The sequence below is a fragment of the Posidoniimonas corsicana genome (assembly GCF_007859765.1).
GTDB lineage: Bacteria > Planctomycetota > Planctomycetia > Pirellulales > Lacipirellulaceae > Posidoniimonas > Posidoniimonas corsicana.
On sequence record NZ_SIHJ01000001.1, the window covers coordinates 1,306,161 to 1,323,696 of the forward strand.

The 17,536-nt window shown below is 67.8% G+C and carries 14 protein-coding genes; 9 read left to right on the forward strand and 5 right to left on the reverse strand.

Annotation, left to right across the window (positions count from 1 at the left end; genetic code table 11):
* Positions 1–2: 2 nt before the first annotated feature.
* Positions 3–1,859 carry an adenylate/guanylate cyclase domain-containing protein gene (locus KOR34_RS04965; protein WP_146562742.1) on the reverse strand — a complete coding sequence of 619 codons (1,857 nt, stop codon included), beginning with the start codon at positions 1,857–1,859 and terminating at the stop codon, positions 3–5.
* A gap of 239 nt (positions 1,860–2,098) precedes the next feature.
* Here KOR34_RS04965 and KOR34_RS04970 point away from each other — a divergent pair, with 239 nt between their 5' ends.
* The 3 genes from KOR34_RS04970 to KOR34_RS04980 all read left to right on the forward strand — a co-directional run bounded on the left by KOR34_RS04970 (position 2,099) and on the right by KOR34_RS04980 (position 8,221).
* Entirely contained in the window at positions 2,099–3,610 is a 1,512-nt protein-coding gene (locus tag KOR34_RS04970) for a hypothetical protein (RefSeq protein WP_146562744.1), read from the forward strand.
* Between the two features lie 231 nt (positions 3,611–3,841).
* The gene (locus tag KOR34_RS04975; RefSeq protein ID WP_146562746.1) at positions 3,842–5,398 is read left to right on the forward strand and encodes a hypothetical protein; all 1,557 of its coding nucleotides are present in this window, start codon (positions 3,842–3,844) and stop codon (positions 5,396–5,398) included.
* 87 nt (positions 5,399–5,485) lie between these two features.
* Complete coding sequence (locus KOR34_RS04980) at positions 5,486–8,221, forward strand: protein kinase domain-containing protein (protein WP_146562748.1); 2,736 nt, start codon at positions 5,486–5,488, stop codon at positions 8,219–8,221.
* 27 nt (positions 8,222–8,248) lie between these two features.
* On the opposite strand, the gene KOR34_RS04985 is transcribed toward KOR34_RS04980, so the two are convergent.
* Positions 8,249–9,931 carry a Na/Pi cotransporter family protein gene (locus KOR34_RS04985; protein ID WP_146562750.1) on the reverse strand — a complete coding sequence of 561 codons (1,683 nt, stop codon included), beginning with the start codon at positions 9,929–9,931 and terminating at the stop codon, positions 8,249–8,251.
* A 113-nt stretch (positions 9,932–10,044) separates the two neighbouring features.
* On the opposite strand from KOR34_RS04985, the gene KOR34_RS04990 reads away from it, so the two are divergent.
* The 3 genes from KOR34_RS04990 to KOR34_RS05000 all read left to right on the forward strand — a co-directional run bounded on the left by KOR34_RS04990 (position 10,045) and on the right by KOR34_RS05000 (position 11,864).
* On the forward strand, positions 10,045–10,347 hold the full coding sequence (locus KOR34_RS04990) for a hypothetical protein (RefSeq protein ID WP_228714514.1): 303 nt from the start codon (positions 10,045–10,047) through the stop codon (positions 10,345–10,347).
* A gap of 198 nt (positions 10,348–10,545) precedes the next feature.
* Positions 10,546–11,457: a CAP domain-containing protein gene (locus KOR34_RS04995; protein WP_146562753.1), complete on the forward strand. Its 912-nt coding sequence runs from the start codon at positions 10,546–10,548 to the stop codon at positions 11,455–11,457.
* A 122-nt stretch (positions 11,458–11,579) separates the two neighbouring features.
* Positions 11,580–11,864 carry an antibiotic biosynthesis monooxygenase family protein gene (locus tag KOR34_RS05000; RefSeq protein ID WP_146562755.1) on the forward strand — a complete coding sequence of 95 codons (285 nt, stop codon included), beginning with the start codon at positions 11,580–11,582 and terminating at the stop codon, positions 11,862–11,864.
* Positions 11,865–11,880: 16 nt separating this feature from the next.
* Here KOR34_RS05000 and KOR34_RS05005 read toward each other — a convergent pair whose 3' ends face one another.
* Complete coding sequence (locus KOR34_RS05005; RefSeq protein ID WP_146562757.1) at positions 11,881–12,324, reverse strand: cupin domain-containing protein; 444 nt, start codon at positions 12,322–12,324, stop codon at positions 11,881–11,883.
* 375 nt (positions 12,325–12,699) lie between these two features.
* On the opposite strand from KOR34_RS05005, the gene KOR34_RS05010 reads away from it, so the two are divergent.
* Together KOR34_RS05010 and KOR34_RS05015 are read left to right on the forward strand one after the other, a co-directional pair.
* On the forward strand, positions 12,700–13,638 hold the full coding sequence (locus tag KOR34_RS05010; protein WP_146562759.1) for a DUF1559 domain-containing protein: 939 nt from the start codon (positions 12,700–12,702) through the stop codon (positions 13,636–13,638).
* 30 nt (positions 13,639–13,668) lie between these two features.
* Entirely contained in the window at positions 13,669–14,121 is a 453-nt protein-coding gene (locus KOR34_RS05015) for a hypothetical protein (RefSeq protein ID WP_146562761.1), read from the forward strand.
* 41 nt (positions 14,122–14,162) lie between these two features.
* On the opposite strand, the gene KOR34_RS05020 is transcribed toward KOR34_RS05015, so the two are convergent.
* Positions 14,163–14,939 (reverse strand): 3-ketoacyl-ACP reductase, encoded by a 777-nt coding sequence (locus tag KOR34_RS05020; RefSeq protein WP_146562764.1) that lies wholly within the window; start codon positions 14,937–14,939, stop codon positions 14,163–14,165.
* Positions 14,940–14,942: 3 nt separating this feature from the next.
* The gene (locus KOR34_RS05025) at positions 14,943–16,328 is read right to left on the reverse strand and encodes a glycoside hydrolase family 88 protein (protein ID WP_146562766.1); all 1,386 of its coding nucleotides are present in this window, start codon (positions 16,326–16,328) and stop codon (positions 14,943–14,945) included.
* 375 nt (positions 16,329–16,703) lie between these two features.
* On the opposite strand from KOR34_RS05025, the gene KOR34_RS05030 reads away from it, so the two are divergent.
* Positions 16,704–17,519 (forward strand): glycosyltransferase family 2 protein, encoded by an 816-nt coding sequence (locus KOR34_RS05030; RefSeq protein WP_146562767.1) that lies wholly within the window; start codon positions 16,704–16,706, stop codon positions 17,517–17,519.
* Positions 17,520–17,536: the final 17 nt, after the last annotated feature.

Consider the following 17,536-nt stretch of genomic DNA (forward strand, 5'->3'; position numbering starts at 1 on the left):
GGTCAGGCCGGCTTGCGGCTCAGGTCCCACACGTGCTCGAACCCGCCGCCCCCGCCGCGGATCGCCTCGATCACGCGCGACAGCAGCATCAGCGTTGGCTGGTCGTGCGGCCGGGCCGAGAGCGCCTGCGTCAGCGACGCGGCCGCGCGGTGCAGGTCCCCCTGCTGGCAGAGCGATAGCGACTCCGCGTACGCCCGCGTCGAGTCCCGCCACGGGCCGTCCGGCTCGGCGGGCAGCTCGTGCAGCAGGATCTCCTGCGAGATGTTGTTGAGCCGCGTCTGACCGAGCGGCCGGCACTCGAACACGCCCGAAACAAGCCGCGCCGTGGCCTCGGTGACCAGCAGGTCGACGCCCATCCGGCGGGTCGCCTGCTGGACCCGCGCGCCGATGTTCACGACGTTCCCCAGCGCCCCATACTTGAACTTCTGGCGGGACCCGATGTTGCCCACCCGGGCCGCGCCGCTGTTGATGCCGATGCCGACCTGGGTCGGGCACTTGATGGAGGGCTCCCACTTCGCGCTCAGCTCGGGCAGCCGGCGGAGGATGTTGACCGCCGCCTGGCAGGCCCGCTGCGCGTGGTCCGGCTGCTCGGCGGGCGCGCCCCACATGGCCATCATGCCGTCGCCCTGGAAGTCGACCAGCACGCCCTGCTCCTCCAGCACGCAATCGGCAAGCAGGCTCATCACCTCGTGCAGCCACTCCAGCGTGGTGGGCCCGCCGGCCCGCTCGGTAGTGGCGGAGAAGGAGCACAGGTCCGAGAACAGCACGCTGATCTCGATGTCTTTAGCCTCGAGCAGGCCGGGCTGGGCGGCGAGCGTGCGGGCCAGCTCGGGGGTGAAGAACTGCTCCAGCTGCACCTGGGCGGCGACCGCCACCTTCTCCTGCTGCAGCCGGGCCAGCCCGGCCGCCACGCTCGAGGCGAGCAGCTCGACGAGCATCGCGTCGAGTTCGGAGATCGCGTAGCCTTCTGGCAGTCCGCCGCGGCGTTTCTCGCCGTACAGGGCGGCGACCACCTCGCCCTGCGCATTGAGGATCGGCGCAGCGACGATGGCGGCCACCTCGGCCCGGGTGACGCCGGTCTCGGATAGCTGTGCGCCCGGCTGCGAGCGGAAGGTCATGCCCCCCTCGCGGACGCGGTCCAGCATCCGCCGGCTGGGACGCCAGGCGTGCGTCGAGTCGGCTTTAACGTGGCCCGCCGCAACCCGCCAGTCGCCGCCGGTCCACTCGACGATGCTGGTCGCGTCCAGGTCGGCGATCGACGCCGCGGCTGTCACGGCCTGGTTGAGGAAGTCGGGCTGCGACGCCGCGCTCTGGAACACGCCCATCACACCCCGCAGCCAGGCCACCAGGTCCTGGGCGTCGGTCCCGCCGGTGGCGTTCTCGATCAGGTCGCGGAGCTTCTCCGGCTCGGCGGAGTCGGAGCCGGGCGCCTGGGTTTTGGCGCCGAGGCCCTCGAACTGCTGGTCCTCTCGCTCGCGTTCCACCCTGACCACCCGATCGCCCAGGGTGAGCAGCAGCGGCGGCTCCACCTCCTGAGACTCGCCCGGGGCCAGGGTCAGCCCACCGGGCGCAACGATCGAAGCCGAGCGGCTGATGTTCGTGCATGCGAGGGCGCCGTCGGCGGCCGGCTCGAGCCGCACATGCTGCCGCGAGACCTCCGTCTGGGCCAGCGGCGCCACAACGACTCTCGTCACCTCGCCCTGGTGCGAGCGGTGGTAGGGCCGGGCCTCGCCGGAACGCTGCCGGCCGAGCTCGACCGGGCCATCGAAATCCATCTCGAATACGAGCTGGTGCGCCTCGAACACGCGGAGCGTGAACCGGGCGGAGAGGATCGGATCGCCGGCGAGATTGAAGCTCATCTTCGTGAAATAACGCACTGACCGCGGTGGTCCGGACAACGCCTACACGCCGCACAGGCGAGGCGACCGGCGCCCCTTAACACGGCGCCACCCGGGTAACTGTAACAACCGGACGCGGCGTGAGCAAAGCTGGGGCCTATCCGGCACAATCGGGTCGACTAGGCGCGGGCGTTCAATCGATTAGGAGCCTGACGAGCCGAACGTCCGGCCCAACCCATCCGCCAAACCCTGCCTGCACCATGGCCAAACCACTGCTCACGCTAGCGTTAGCGGCCCTGGCGTCCGCTGCTCAGGCCGCGCCGGTTGACCAGCCCGACTGGCAGCTCGAACGGATCGAACTCGCCTACCCGTCGTCTATCGAGGAGGAAGCGGAGTGGGTTGCGGCCGAGGTCGACCCATACATTCTTCCCGCGCAAACCACCACGCCGACAAGCCCGTCGACGAGCCGCTTCACCCGGTCGCAGACCGGGCGGTCACGGTTCTCGACGACCGGCTTCCGGCGCGGCGCCGCGCAGACCGGTGCGTACGCGGCGCTGGCCAGCGTGCCGTTCATGATTGGCGACACCGGCGCCGGGACCTGCCTGTCGTTCGCGACCATCGGCTACTACGAGGCGGACATCTCGCACCCGACGCTCACGTGCAGCCGGCTAAACATCGCCGAGAACAACCGCGCCATCACCAGTGATCGCGTCTACTTCAGTTACCGGCACTTCCACAACGCTTCTCCGGGTCGCGTGTTCCAGTTCTCTCAGAACCTCAACATCGACCGCTACACGCTGGGGCTGGAGAAGACCTTCGGAGACGGCTGGTGCAGCATCGAGCTCCGCGTGCCGCTCGAGGACCGCATCACCTCCAACATGGCGACACGCGTGAACGACGTTAATCCGCCGGACACGTTCTTCGACGACGACTTCCAGGTGCTCGGCGGACGCGAGCTGGAGCTCGCCAACATCTCGGCGATCTTTAAAATGGTGCTCGCCGAGCACGAGGGGTTCGTTCTGTCGGCCGGCTGCGGCATGACCGCCCCCACGGCCCAGGATGTGCGTCACAACGTCGATATCCAGAACATCGTGTTCACCTACCTAGACCTCCCCGACCCGTTCGCGACGCTCAGCTACTTCGATCTCGACACGCACTTCACCAATGAGACCTGGTACCTCTCGCCTTTCTTGGCGTGGTCCAACCGTTCTCGCAACAGCCCGTTCTTCTATCAAGGATTCTTGCAGGTCGAGGTCCCCACGAACCCTATGCGGGTTCGGTACACGGATAACGGCTCGTTCTCGATCGTGAGCTACGACTTTGTAAACCCCGAGTTCGGCGTCATCTGGACCGTTGACGGTCTCATCGGCGGCTCGGTGATACGCGACGTGCACGCGCAGCCGCTGATGCGGCTGAACCTGGGTGGCGGCTGCTTCCTGATTGACGAGTCTGACAATCACAGCTTGTTCGAACAGCTGATCGCGATGGCCGAGATCCACTACACCACGCCGCTGCAGGACGCCAAACTAGCCCGCATCCCGCTAGACGTGCTCGGCGTCGACACCACCGGGGAGTTCACCGGCGCGTTCGACGCGTTCGACCCGTTCATCGGCAACCGCAACAGCCGGGTCGACATCCTCAACGGTGTGCTGGGCGTGTCAGCCAGGATCAACGGTACGCAGATCACCAACGGCTTCACGATGCCGCTACGGACCGGCGACAACCGCGCCTTCGACTTCGAGTACAACCTGCAGGTGCAGCGGCCTTTCTAGCCGCGGGGCCGCGTCCTCTCGGCGCCGACCGAACTGGTCGCCGGACAACCGACGACCAGAGACCCGCCCTAGGCGTCACAGTTTCGCGCGGTTGGGGCTGGCTAACCGTAACAGGTTCTCACCGTGCCGGCATCCTCCGGGCCGAGGCGGCGCAATCGACTCCATTAGTGCACCCGCCGCATTCGATTAACCAGGAGGTAAACCGAACTCCCTCCGCACACGGCCCCCGCCATGGTCCACCGCCCCGCTAGACTCTCCCTGCTATCGCTGCTCGCGGCCGCATGCTTCGGGACGGCGTCGCTCCAAGCCCGCGAGCAAGCGGATCTGGAAAGCGGCCTCGCACAGCCGGGCAGCATCGCCGCCGAGGCCGACTGGGGGGATGTGGCGTGGGCCTCCGACCAAGCCGACCCAGGCGTGCTGCCCGCTCAGGCGACCGCCCCGGCTCCGGCGTCGTCCGCTCCCGCCACGGCGCCGTCCGCCAGCCGCTTCACTCGCTCGCCGAGCGACGGCCCGCGGTTCTCCAACACGGTGCTCCGCCGCAACGCGGTCCGTGCGAGCGCGTTCGCCGGGCTGGCGAGCGTGCCCTACATGATCGGCGACACCACCGCCGGCACCTGCCTGTCGTTCGGCACCACGGGCTACATCGAGGGCGACCTGTCGCATCCGACGCTCACGTGCAGCCGACTCAACATTGCGGAGAACAACCGCGCGGTCACCACCGACCGGGTCTACTACAGCTACCGGCACTTCGAGAACGCCACGCCCGGCAAGGTGTTCGGGCTGATGCAGAACCTGAACGTCGACCGCCACACGCTGGGCGTCGAGCGACGCCTGGGCGAGGGCTACTGCAGCGTCGAGCTGCGTATACCATTCGACCAGCGGCTGACCTCCGACCCGACCACCACCATCATCGACTCGGACTTCGACGGGTTCATCGACCCCGACACGTTCCAGCTGCTGGGCGGGCGCGAGTTTGAGCTGGCGAACATCTCGGCGATCTTCAAGGTGATGCTGGCCGAGCACGAGGGGTTTGTGCTCTCGGCCGGCTGCGGCATGACCGCCCCGACCGCGCAGGACGTGCTGTACACGGTGGACGTCGAAGATATTGTCCTGGTCTACCCGAACGCGCCCGTGCCGTACGCGTCGCTCAGCAACTTCTTCACGGAAACCCACTTCACCAACGAGACCTGGTACTTCTCGCCGTTCCTGGCGTACGCATCGAAAAAGAAGAACAGCCGGTTCTTCCACCAAGGGTTTGCCCAGGTGGAGGTCGCGGCCAACCCGTCCAAGGTGCGTTTCACCGACTTCGGCTCGTTCAGCATCGTCGACGACGACATCACCGGCGGCTCGCCCGACTTCGTGGCCCTATGGACCGTCAACGGCTCGATCGGCGGCTCGGCGCTGCTCAACCTGCAGGCGCAGCCGCTGATGCGGCTCAACCTGGGCGGCGGCTACTTCCTGATCAACGAGCAGGACAACCACGGCTTCTTTGACCAGCTGGTCGCCCAGGCCGAGATCCACTACACCACCACGCTGCAGGACGCCAAGCTCGACCGGATCCCGCTCGACTTCATCGCGGTGGGCCCCAACACGGTCATCAACGCCGACGCGTTCGACCCGGTGATCGGCAACCTCAACAGCCGAGTCGACATCCTCAACGCGGTGCTTGGCGTGTCGGCGCGGGTGAACAACACCACGATCACCAACGGGTTCACGGCCCCGCTCCGCTCGGGCGACAACCGCGGCTTCGACTTCGAGTACAACCTGCAGGTGCAGCATCAGTTCTAGCCGCCGCCGGAGTGCTCGAAATCGGCCTGCCGAGGGGCTATTCTAGGGAGAGACCCTAACCCGTTCTGCGACCCCTAGCCCCGCCGTATGGAAGCGTCCGACGAGCTCGACCTGCTGTTTGGCGCGGCCGCGGTGGAGCTCGGCCTGCTCACGCCCGACCACCTGGCCGACGCGGCGGCCATGGGCAATGGGGCCGCGCTGCGCGAGCGGCTGGAGGGACTCGGCCTGCTGACGGGCGAAGACGCCGCCAGGACCCAGCAGGAGGTCGAGCGGCGGCTCGCGGCGCACGGCGGCGACTCGTCGCGGGCGGTCGCGTCGCTGCCGCCGGACATGCAGTGCCTGCTCGACGGCCATCTCACGGTCGCCCCGCCCGCCACGAGCCAGGACGGCGGGCCCGGCGCCGACCCGTTTGTGACCTGCGTCTCAGGGTCGCGTGAGGCCTCCGCCGACCAGCCCCGCCGGTTCACCATCCTGCGGCCCCACCAGCAGGGCGGGCTGGGACTGGTTTCGATCGCCCGGGACTCCGACTTCAACCGCGAGGTGGCGCTCAAAGAGATCCTGCCCGCCAGCGCCGACGACCAGCACAACCGGCGGCGGTTTGTCCGCGAGGCGGAGATCACCGGTGCGCTGGAGCACCCGGGCGTGGTGCCGGTGTACTCGCTGGGGCAGTACGAGGACGGCCGCCCCTACTACGCGATGCGGTTCATCCACGGCGCCGACCTGCAGCAGGCGATCGACGCCTACCGCCTGCTACCGCCGGACAAGAAGCCGCTCCGCTTCCGCCAACTGTTGGGCTGCTTTGTCGACGTCTGCCACACGATCCATTACGCGCACAGCCGCGGCGTGCTTCACCGGGACCTGAAGCCGAGCAACATCATGCTGGGCGACTACGGCGAGACGCTGGTCGTCGACTGGGGCCTGGCCAAGGCGTCCGGCGAGAGCCACTCGCTGGACGACACCGGCAGCGCGCCCGCGGTGGAGCTGTCGGGCAACTCGGCCGCCGAGATGACCGCCGCCGGGCGGGTAATCGGCACGCCGATCTACATGAGCCCCGAGCAGGCCGCCGGCCGGCACGACCGCATCGGCCCCGCAACGGACGTCTACTGCCTGGGCGCGACGCTCTACCAGCTACTGACCGGCGCCCCGCCGTTCGACCCCAACAACCCGAACGTGCTGGCCGCGGTCCGGTCCGGCATATTCGAGCCGCCCCGCAAGCGTGCGTCCGATGCGCCCAAGGCGTTGTCCGCCATCTGCCGAAAGGCCATGGCGCTCGAGCCGGGAGACCGCTACCCGACGTGCGGCGAACTGGGCCTGGACGTCGAGCGGTGGCTGGCGGACCAGCCGGTGTCGGCCTACGAAGAGCCCCTATCCGCCCGCGCGTGGCGGTGGGTCCGCGGGCACCGCACGCTGGTGCTCAGCGGCATGACCGCCGCCGTGGTGGCGCTGGTCGCGTTGACGCTCGGCGTTCTGCTGCTGAGCTCCGCCAACCAGAAGATCACCGCCGCCAAGGACCAGGCCGACCTCAACCTGCAGGAGGCGGTCGCCCAGCGCCAGCGCGCCGAGGAGAACGCCGAGCTCGCCCGGCAGGCGGTCCGCGACTACTACGTCCGCGTTAGCGAAGAGTCGCTCCTCGACCAGCCCGGCATGCACCCCCTGCGGAACGACCTGCTGCGACAGGCGCTGGACTACTACCAGGGGTTTCTCGCCGAGAGCGGCGACGACCAGCAGCTCCAGGCCGAGGCCGCCGCGGCGCACTACTATGTCGGCAAGATCACCGAGGTGATCGACGGCCCCGAGCAGGCGCTGGAGCACTACGACCAGGCGGCCCAGATCCAGCAGGCTCAGCTCGAGTCCGCCGCCGCGACCGACCAACAGGCGATCGACTACGCCCTGACACTCAACGCCACTGGCCGCGCGTATCAAAAACTTCAGCGGCCCGACGACGCGTTTGATCTCTATGAGCAGGCGATCTCAATCCGGCAGCAACTCGCGGAGGAGCAACCCGACTCGGCGGAACGCGCCCGCGAGCTCGCCAGCACCGTGATGAACGTCGGACTGCTGTTCGCCGGCTACGGCGACCGCGAGGAGGCGCTCGCCCGCCTGCAGCACGCGCAGTCGATCCGGGCGGCTCACGCCGACGGCGAGGCCGGAGCCGGCCCGCTCCTGCTGCGTGACCTGGGCATCGGCTCATTAAACACGGCCCTGGTGCTGCTGGAGCTACAGCGGCCGGAAGAAGCCGCCGCGCAGCTACGCGATGCGATCGAGCAGTTTGAGCGCGCGGCGGCGGCAGAGCCGAACAACGTGGCCGACCTATCGCGGCTCGCCACGTGCAGGCGGGTGCTAGCCGATATCCACGCCGCCCGCGACGACGTCCCAGCCGCCATCGAGCAGTACCGCGCCGCGACCGAGCTGATGACCAGCCTGGTGATCCGCAACCCCGAGGCCCCCGCCTACCAGCTGGACCTGGCAGGCGCACGGATGAACCTGGGCATGCTGCTGCGGTCCATCAATCTGCCCGACGAGGCGCTCGCGGAGCTGGAGTCCGCGGTCGAGCTGCTCGACGTTCCGCCCGAGGAGTCGCCCACGCCCCGCCAGCGCCGCGACCTGGGCGCCGCGCAGCGTGAGGCGGGCCGCCTGCAGGTCGAGCTGGGCGAGCGCGACAAGGGCCTCGCGACGCTCCGCGCGTCGCAAGAGACGCTCAAGTCTCTTGTCCGCGAGCACCCGGGCCAGCAGGAGTTCAGCAGCGAGCTGTCGAAAACCAACGAGGCGCTCAACGAGGCAGAGGAGTCCGAGGAGAACGCCCCGTCGGAGAAGGCGGCCTAACGCAACGCCGCCACTCTTCTAAGCCGGTTACTTCTCGCCCGACACCGCCTCGGCGATGTTGTGCGTGTGGTCGAGAATGCGTGAGTACGCGTTCAGCGAAGCCATCACCGCCACACTCACCAGCGGAGGCACGCCGCCCTGAGAAAGGTCGTCCAGGTGCTGGCGTCGCACCTGCTTGATGTGGGTGCGGATCCGTTTGGCGGCCGGGGCCACCTCCACCAGCACGTTGCGGTTGTCGTGCTCGAGCGCGACGTTGATCTTGGCCAGGTGCTCAACCACCTCGCCGTTGAGGCTGTTGAGCGCCGCCTGCTGCTCGGGGGTGAACCGGTGGCCGTCGCGGCGGAGCTTGTAGTCGAACTTGTCGAGGTCGGCGATGTAGTCGCTGACCGACTCGTACTCGTCCGCCATCCGCAGCTGACGGCGGGCCTCGTCGGCTACGGTGTGGGGCACGTTGCCAGACAACAGGTTCGTGATGTAGACGGCGATCTCGTCCTGGATCGAGTCGAGGACCTGCTCCCGCCGCTTCAGGCGGTTGGCGAGCTGCTTGTCCGGCTCGTCCTGCTCGCGCAGCGTGGCGAGCCACTGCAGCATCTTCTCGCACCCGTCTCCCATCCGCTCCAACTCGGTGCGGGACTGCTCGATCGCCAGCGCGGGCGTGTCGAGCATGCGTACGTCGAGGTCGGTGAGGTGCGGCTTCTCTTTGAAATTCTTCGACGGCACAACCCGCTCCAGCAGGCGGACGAGCATCGGCACGAAAGGCAAGAACAGCAACACGTTCGCGATGTTGAAGATGCTGTGCGTGGCGGCGATCGCGGCGGTGGTGTTGGGGAAGGTCGCATTGCCATCAACAATCACCTCTTTCGCAACATCCAGGTCCACCACCCACTGCACTAGCCCGATGTACCACTGGAAGACGAGCGTCACCCAAAACACGCCCGCCAGGTTGAACAGCACGTGGAAGTAAGCGGCGCGCCGGGCGTTGGTGGTGGCGCCAAGCGACGCCAAGAGCGCCGTAATCGTGGTGCCGATGTTCTCCCCCAACACCAACGCGGCGGCTGTCTCGTAGGAGATCACCCCCTGGAACGCCAGCGAGATCGTGATGCCGAGCGTCGCCGAAGAGGACTGCACCAGGGTAGTCAGCAGGCACCCCATCAGCGCGCAGGTCATCACGCCGATGTAGTCGTCGGCCCGGAAACGGTGGAACCAGCTCTCGAAGTCCGGGTTCTCCTTGATAATCCCGCAGGCGTCCTTCATCAGCTCCAGGCCGAAGAACACCATGCCGATGCCCATGATCGCCATCGCCCAGTAGCGCCAGCGGTCGCCACGCGAGAATAAGTACACAAACGCGGCCGCTCCCAAAAGTGGCAGGCCGTATTTGCCGATCTTGAGCACCAAGATCCAGCCGGTGATGGTGGTGCCGATGTTGGCCCCCATGATCACGCCAACCGCCTGGCTGAGGGCCATCACGCCGCTGTTGACGAAGCCCACCACCATTACCGTGGTGATCGAGCTCGACTGCACGACGCACGTAACCACAACACCCACCAGGATCGCCAGCAGCCTGTTACTGGTAACCGCACTTATCATCCGCCGCAGGCTGCTGCCCGCCACGGCCTGCATGCCCTCGGACATGTGCTTCATGCCCAGCAGAAAGATGCCCAGGCCGCCAACCAGCTCGAACACGAGCTGGGTCAGTGAAGAAAGGTTCAAGGAGTCTCGCCCGCCGAAACGCGATTGTTAAGATTTCTTTAAGACGCTAGCCTGGGCAAGACTATAGGAGCCGGCCGCACGGCATGCAACCGCCGGGCCAAAGAGGGTTTAGAGTGAAGCCTATCGCACCAAGTGACTGGGTCGTCTACCGCAAGCGGAAGCACAGCTCCGCGCCCGGACCGCGGGCGACGAACGTTTCCGCGGCGCCCCGCGGCGAAACCTACTCCTACGCGGTGGATAAGTACTGGGTCGTCAAGGAGATCCTCGACGACCAGCGGGCCGTGCTGATCACCCGCACGGGCAAGGAGCATACAGTTTCGCTGGCCGACCCCAACCTCCGCCGCGCCAGCTGGTGGGAGCGGCTGACCAAGAAGGGGCGGTTCCGCGAGACACAGGCGCTGCTCCGAGATTCATAACGGCGTCCCGCGGGCAGGCTTCATTCTTCCGCACATCTGCTTCGCTCCAAGCGGGGGGTCGGTTCCCCCGGTCGATGGCGCCGGGCTAGACTCGGGTCCTCACCGGAACACGCTTGCGCAGCGCGTCTGCCCCGCGCCCCCAATCCTCCCCGCACGCCTTCCCCTGGGAAAGCTGCGCCCCGCCAACGGAGCCCCGCCGTGTCGTCTCTCATTCGAACGCTGTGCCTGATCAGCCTGCTCGCCGCTCCGGCGACCGCCGCGACCACCTCGGGCAGCCGGCCGGCTGGCCAGCCGGCCGGCCCTGCTGAACAAATCGAGGCAGCGGGGCTCACCTGGCACACCGACTACTACGACGCCTACCGCGAAGCGGTCGACGGCGGGCGGATGCTGCTGGTGAACCTCACGTCGCCTGGAACCGCGAACCGGCAGCAGAGCGTCGACGACTCCCTCGCGGCCGACGAAGGCCTGCGCGATCAGCTGACGCAGATGACGCTGCTCCGGGCGCCCGCCGACACGAAGATCGACGTTGCCGGAAAGCCCCAGAGCCTAGCGCGGCTCGACGGCTTCGGCGAATTGGGCGGCGGCGCCGGATTCGTGATCATCGACCTCAAGCACGCCGACGCGCCGTACTTCCGCCACGCGGTCACGGTGCTGCCGTACGCTGGCGGGAAGTACTACCAGTGGAGCGTCCGCGGCCTGCGCACGGCGCTCGACCTCCCGCCCGGCACGCTCACCCAGCGGTCGCTGGTGTGGGCGGTGAGGATGCACCCCGAGGCGCCGCAGAGCACCGGCGGACAGTTCCACCCGGCGCTCGCGGCGGGCGCCAAGGAGCACGCGTCCTACCAGGCGCGTGTCCGTCAGCAGGGGCACCAGAACTTCGAGCGGCGGTTCCACCGCCTGTCCGCGGCCGCTGGCAGCAGCGTGACGGAGGTCTGCGCCGAGAGTTGGCCGCGGCAGTCGCTGATGGATTCGGTCGTCGACTGCGTCGCGTCGTGGCGGCACTCGTCGGGCCACTGGCGCGGCGTGAGCCGGCCGCACCGCGCATACGGCTACGACATCAAGCGTGGCGCGAACGGCATCTGGTACGCCACCGGTTTGTTCAGCGACTGAGTCGCCCGTGCCGGCCCGACAGCGGGCTCACTTGCCCGCACAGGGCGTATCGCCGATAGTGGGGCCGGCGTGGCCGCACGCCGCGTGCGCAACCTTTCTCTCCACTACCGAGGCTCTTCTCCATGATTACTGTCGGCATGAACTATCACGTGATCCCCGGCAAGCAGGCCGAGTTCGAGGAGAAGTTTGCCGGCGTGATCGATGCGCTCAAGGCCGCCGAGGGGCACGACAGCTCGTCGCTGTGGAAGGATGTCGCAGACGACGCCTCGTACCTGATCACCAGCGAGTGGTCCAGCGAGCAGGCGTTCGTCGACTTCATCCACAGCCAGTCGTTCAAGGACGTCACGTCCTGGGGCAGGGAGCAGATCCTGTCGGGCCGCCCGCAGCACAAGATCTATAAGCACTAGCAGCCGGCCCTCCAGCTCAACGCTGGTACTTCTTGATCACCAGGTACTTCATCTCGGTGTCGCCGATGTTGCGCAGGCCGTGGTGCGAGTTGGGCGGGCAGTAGAAGCTGGTCAGCGGGCCGCCGGTCTTGGTCTGGCCGTTCAGGTGGAACTCGGCCTCGCCCTCGAGGATGAAGAAGAACTCGTCTTCGGCGTGCGTGTGGGGCGCATGGGTCGCCTGGTGGGGCTTCACAACGCTCAGCTTCAGTGTCCGCCCGTCGAGGAAGTCCTTGTCGGCGAACCAGTACTGGTAGCCGGCGTCGGTCTTGATGGCGCCCTCCATGTTGAAGGTGTTCACGCAGTTGTCGATCGTGAACTTCTTGTCGGGCGCCCGGTCCGCCGGCTCGGCGCCGTCCTCGGCGAACCCCCGATACGCCAGAGCGGCCGCTGCGACACACATGAGAAGCAGCTTGGTCTTCATCTTTGCCTCGTTGTTGATTGCGGGGTCGCGGCGGTGAGCACCGGCGGCGGTTCCCCCAGATTGCGGGATAACAAACGGCGGGCAGGCGACTGATTGTGCCTCGGCGTGCAGCGTGTGTCACGCGCGAGCCGTCGGTTTGCAAGCAGAGGACGCACGAACTGACGCGTCGCACACCGGTCAGTCTCGCCACCGCTCAACGAGGCCGCCGCGGGTTGCGGCCAAGGGTCCTCGACTTGCAGCATGCCGCCCCGATTGAGGTTTGCGGTCGCGGTAGAATGAGGCGACCGCGGCTGGGCAACCCTGGCCAGCCCGCGAACTTTTCACCGCCGGATCCGGCGCCGAGCGTCTTGCAGCAGTCCTGGGAAGGGGGAGCAAGTGTTCGTTACTTTTCTAGTCGCGCGTGCACCGCGGCGTCTTGCCCGCGCGTTCACGCTGGTCGAGTTGCTGGTGGTGATCGCCATCATCGGTGTGCTGATTGCGTTGCTGCTGCCGGCGGTGCAGTCGGCGCGCGAGTCGGCTCGGCGGATGCACTGCGCCAACAACCTGAAACAGATCGGGCTCTCGATTCACAACTACGCGTCCACCCACAAGGCGTTCCCCGCAAGCGACCACATCCAGTTCCCGGACAACTGCAACAGCGGCTCCTGCCGGGGCGCCCCGATGTGGATGACCCTGCTCCCCTACCTGGAAGACAGCGCCATCGAAGGCAGCTACGACAAGTCAACCGTCATGGGCACCAACACCCTGGTCGGCAACGACGACCCGCTCACTAAGATCGTCATCGACCTCTACAAGTGCCCCTCGGTATCGATGTGGGAAGACCTGCCGGAGCGGCGCGACTACTACGGCGTCCGGGGGCAAGATGTTAACCGGCAGCCCAGGCACGCCGACGGCCTGTTCGTCATGGCGCAGGTCACCAAGCCCGGCAAGATCACCGACGGCTTGTCCCACTCACTCGCCGCCGGCGAGGCGATCCACGGCGACCGCTACGGCAAGCCCGACATCTTCTACAACACCGCTTCGGGCGGAGCAACGCCCTGGATCTGGGGCGGCAACTGCAACCGGGGCACCGCCAAGAACCCCTGCTCCGGCGGGCAGCGGACGCGGCGTTCCGCCCGGTCCACCAAGTTCCCCATCAACTCGGTTCTCGACCCCATCGGCGGCCAGTACGACCAGGTGCCTTTCGGGAGCGAGCACCCCGGCGGCGCCCAGTTCGTGTGGGCGGACGGGCACGTGAGCTTCATCGAAGAGTCGATTGGCACCGACCTCTATCAGGCCTACGGGTCGATCGCGCAAGCCGATCAGACGCTGTAGCACGGCCCCTTGCTTGGAGCGGATTGGCGAATGACCCGGTGCACGAACCGGCTGCCTGTGTTGCTGGCCGGGATCTTTCTGGCGGCGGGCTGCGGCGGCGACTCGGGCCGCGACCAACGCGTGCCCATCTCCGGGAAGGTCACCTACGCGGGCGAGCCCGTGACCGAAGGGCGGATCATGTTCTACCCCGAGGACGGCCGCCGCATGGCGATGGGCGCCATCGACGCCGCGGGCCACTACGAGCTTACCACCTACGACCGCGGCGACGGCGCGTTCCTGGGCACGCACAAGGTAGTGATCGACGCGGTCCGCGAGAACTCAGCCGGCCCCGCCTCGCCCGCTGAAGAACTGCAGGCCGAGGACCCCGGGTTCGTGAGGCTGGTCCCATCGGTGTACGCCGACCGTAGGTCGACCCCGCTCACCGCCGAAGTCGCAGAGGCAGACGACGCGATGGACTTCGAGCTGCCACGCCGCCAGGACTAGCGGAGCGGCGGCAAACTCACGGGGCAGGGCGGGGGGGCGCCTCAGAGCCGCGGCGCGGCGAGCCCGCCGTCGATGTACAGCACGTTCCCGGTGGCGTAGCTGAGGCCGCCGGAGGCCAGGGTGGCGACCGCGCGCCCGATGTCTTCCGGCACGCCCCAGCGCGGCTCGATCGTGAGCCCCTCAGCAATCAGCTTGTCGTACTTGTCTGCCACACCCGCGGTCATGTCGGTCTTGATCACGCCGGGGCGGACCTCGTAGACCGGGATGCCGTGCTCGCCGAGCCGTGCAGCCCACAACTGGGTCGACATGCCGACGCCCGCCTTGCTGATACAGTAGTCGCCACGGTTGGTCGACGCGACCACCGCGCTAATCGACGACACGTTGATGATCGACGGCCGCCGGTCGGCGTCGGCCCCGCGTTGCTCGATCATCCACCGCGCGACCGCCTGCGTCAGGAAGTACGGGCCGCGGAGGTTGATCCGGATCAGCCGGTCGAACGACTCGGGCGTGGCGTCCAGCAGGTCGGCCCGCACGTCGGGCGCGACGCCGGCGTTGTTGACCAGCACGTCCAGCCGGCCAAAACGCTCGCGGATGGCGTCGATCATGCGGGCGTGGTCGTCCAGGTCGCTGATGTCGGCCTGGCAGTAGAGCGTCTCGGCAGGCTTCAGGCCGTCGAGCGCGTCGGCGATGTCCGCCTCAGGGCGGCGGCCGTTGATCACCAGGCTCATCCCCTCCGCGGCGAGCGCCTGGGCGATGCCGTAGCCGATGCCGCGGCTGCCGCCGGTCACCAGCGCGACGGGCTTGTCGTGAGTCGGCATGGGCTACTCCGTCGGGCCGAAGAAGGTGTAGTACGGCTCGTTCTTGGCCAGGCGTTGGACCAGCAGCGCGGCCTCGCGGAGGTGGTAGTCGCCCCACATGCAGGCCTCGCCGTTGGGCACGCCCTGGCCCGGCGCCTGGTAGTCCCAGCCGTTCGGGCGGTGGTAGATGGAGTGCAGCAGCAGGCCCTCGTGGTTGCTGCCGGTGCTCAGGTAGGGCCCGTCGAGCAGCGTCCGCAGCGAGGTAAGGCCCGCCTGGCGGTAGCGCTGGGCGTCGGCCGTCTCGCCGCGGGCGTCGAGCAGATTGGCCAGCCGGATCAGCCCCTGCACGCCGATCGCCGCTGCCGAGCTGTCGACCGGTTCGTGGTCGTTGTACGGGTCGGCCGGCCGGTCGAGGTAGTCGCCCATCGCGGCCAGGCCCGGCGCTCCCGTATCCCAGTAGGGCACGCCGCACACGGGCGTGTGCTGGATGAAGAAATCGCAGGTAGCACGGGCGGCCTTGAGGAACACGCCCTCAACCTCGGCGCGACCGCCCAGCGGCTCCAGCTCGGAGTCGGGCCGGGTGGCGAGCCACTCCAGCTGCTCCGGGTAGCCCACCATGGCCCACGACAGCCCGCGGGTCCACGTGGAAAACGGCGAGTACCCCTGCTGCGTGGAGGGGCAGCGGTAGTCGCCGTTGTTGACGTTAAACAGCGACTCGTGCGCCGTGCGGCCCAGCAGGTCGTACGTGTCGCGGTCCTCGCCGTACCAGATGTTGTACTGGGCGGTGGCGCGGGCGTGCTTGACGATCCGCTCGAGCAGGCAGATCGGCTCGTCGCGCTCGCCCATCAGCTTGTGGCCCAGCTGGTGGGCCACCGCCAGCGCGCGGCACGAGCGGATGGTGTCGACAAACAGCGACTGCGGCCCGTTGAAAGAATAGATGTAGCCGTCGCCGCTCTTGGTGGTGGACCAGCGGAGCGCCTGGACCGAGCCGCTCGCCTTGATCGCCATCTCGTAGAAGCGGCGTTCCCACTCGGAAGCGTCGTGGCGGCCCTCGTTCGCCAGGCGGAGCAGGGCGCCGTAGGTGCTGATGTTGTTGAAGCCGTGGTCGTGCACGCCGGCGTGGGTGACGTGCGGCGCCATGCAGTCGGCGGTCCGCTGGCGGCCGAGCTCCAGGTACCGCGCGTCGCCGGTGGCGTCGTACTGCAGGATCAGCGACCCATACTGGAAGCCCTGCGTCCAGTCGGTCCAGCCCTGCGCCTGGTACTCGCCCTTGATCGTGAACACGGGCGACGGCGCGCCCACCTGCCAGCGGCCCTCGATGCGGTCCAGCCGGTCGGCCGAGGCGGCCCACATCTTGTCGATCGCGGGCAGCAGGTCCTGCGGGGTAAGTCCGTCGTCAACGCTAATCATCCGGTCGCCTGTCGGGATGGGGCTTGTCGGGGTGAGTGAACACGGGGCAAACCGCCTAGGATGGCCCACTAGCACTGCAACCGCAAGCGTCCGCGGACGCAAACGCGGTGCATGCATTCGCGGCTGCGCCAAGTCGGGCCTGCAAGCTGAGCTTGCTCAGATTCTCGCAACGCGGGTACATTGCCGCCGCCCTAGGGTCTCCCGGACCTCGGCTAGTGGTGCGCCTGGAGTTTTCCCAGCGTGCCGCTCATTCCCCTTCAGATCCCACCAGCCCACGAGCCGATAAGGCTGCCAATAGGCCCCCGGGCCCCACTCATCTACCCATCTCGCGGATGCCGTGACTGGCGGCCTGCTCCGACCGCGGGCATAGTGATTATGCATGTCAGCGTCATCCTCAGCACGTACAACCAGCCGCTCTGGCTGACGAAGTCGCTGGTCGGGTTCGCCAACCAGAGCCGCCTTCCCGATGAGATCGTCATCGCCGACGACGGCTCCGGGGAAGAGACCCGCCGCGTCATCGAGCGGTTCCGGGCGAACTCGCCGCTGAACCTCCGCCACGTCCGCCACGCGGATCGAGGCTTCCGCAAGACGCGGATCCTCAACCTGGCGATCGACGCGGCGGAGGGCGACTACCTCATCTTCTCTGACGGCGACTGCATCCCCCGGCCGGACTACGTCGAAGCGCACGCCCGACTTGCCACGGCCGGCGCGTTCCTCTCGGGGGGCCTGGTGCGGCTATCGTTGGCCGGCAGCGAACTCATCGACGAGCCGCTGATCCGCAGCGGCCGTTGCTTCCGGCCCGACTGGGTCGCCCGCGTGGGCGGGGTGCCGCTACGCCGCATCCTGAAGGTGTCAGCCCCGCGCGCCTTGGCCGATACGCTCAACCGGATGACGCGCGTGCTGCCCCACTGGAGCGGTTCGAACGCGTCGTGCTGGCGCCGCGACGCCGTTGAGGTGGGCGGCTTCGACGAACGCATGCAGTACTGGCGCGAGGACTTCGAGTTCGGCCAACGCCTGAAGAACCTGGGCGTCAGGCCGCTGCAGATCCGCTACTCGGCAGTGACGCTGCACCTGGACCACGACCGGGGCTACGTCGACCCCGAGATCATGCGCATCAACGAGGCGATCCTCGAAGACACCCGGGCCTCGCGCAAGGTCCGCACCGAGTACGGCCTGGGCCACGCCGCGTAGCCGGCCGCGCCGATCGC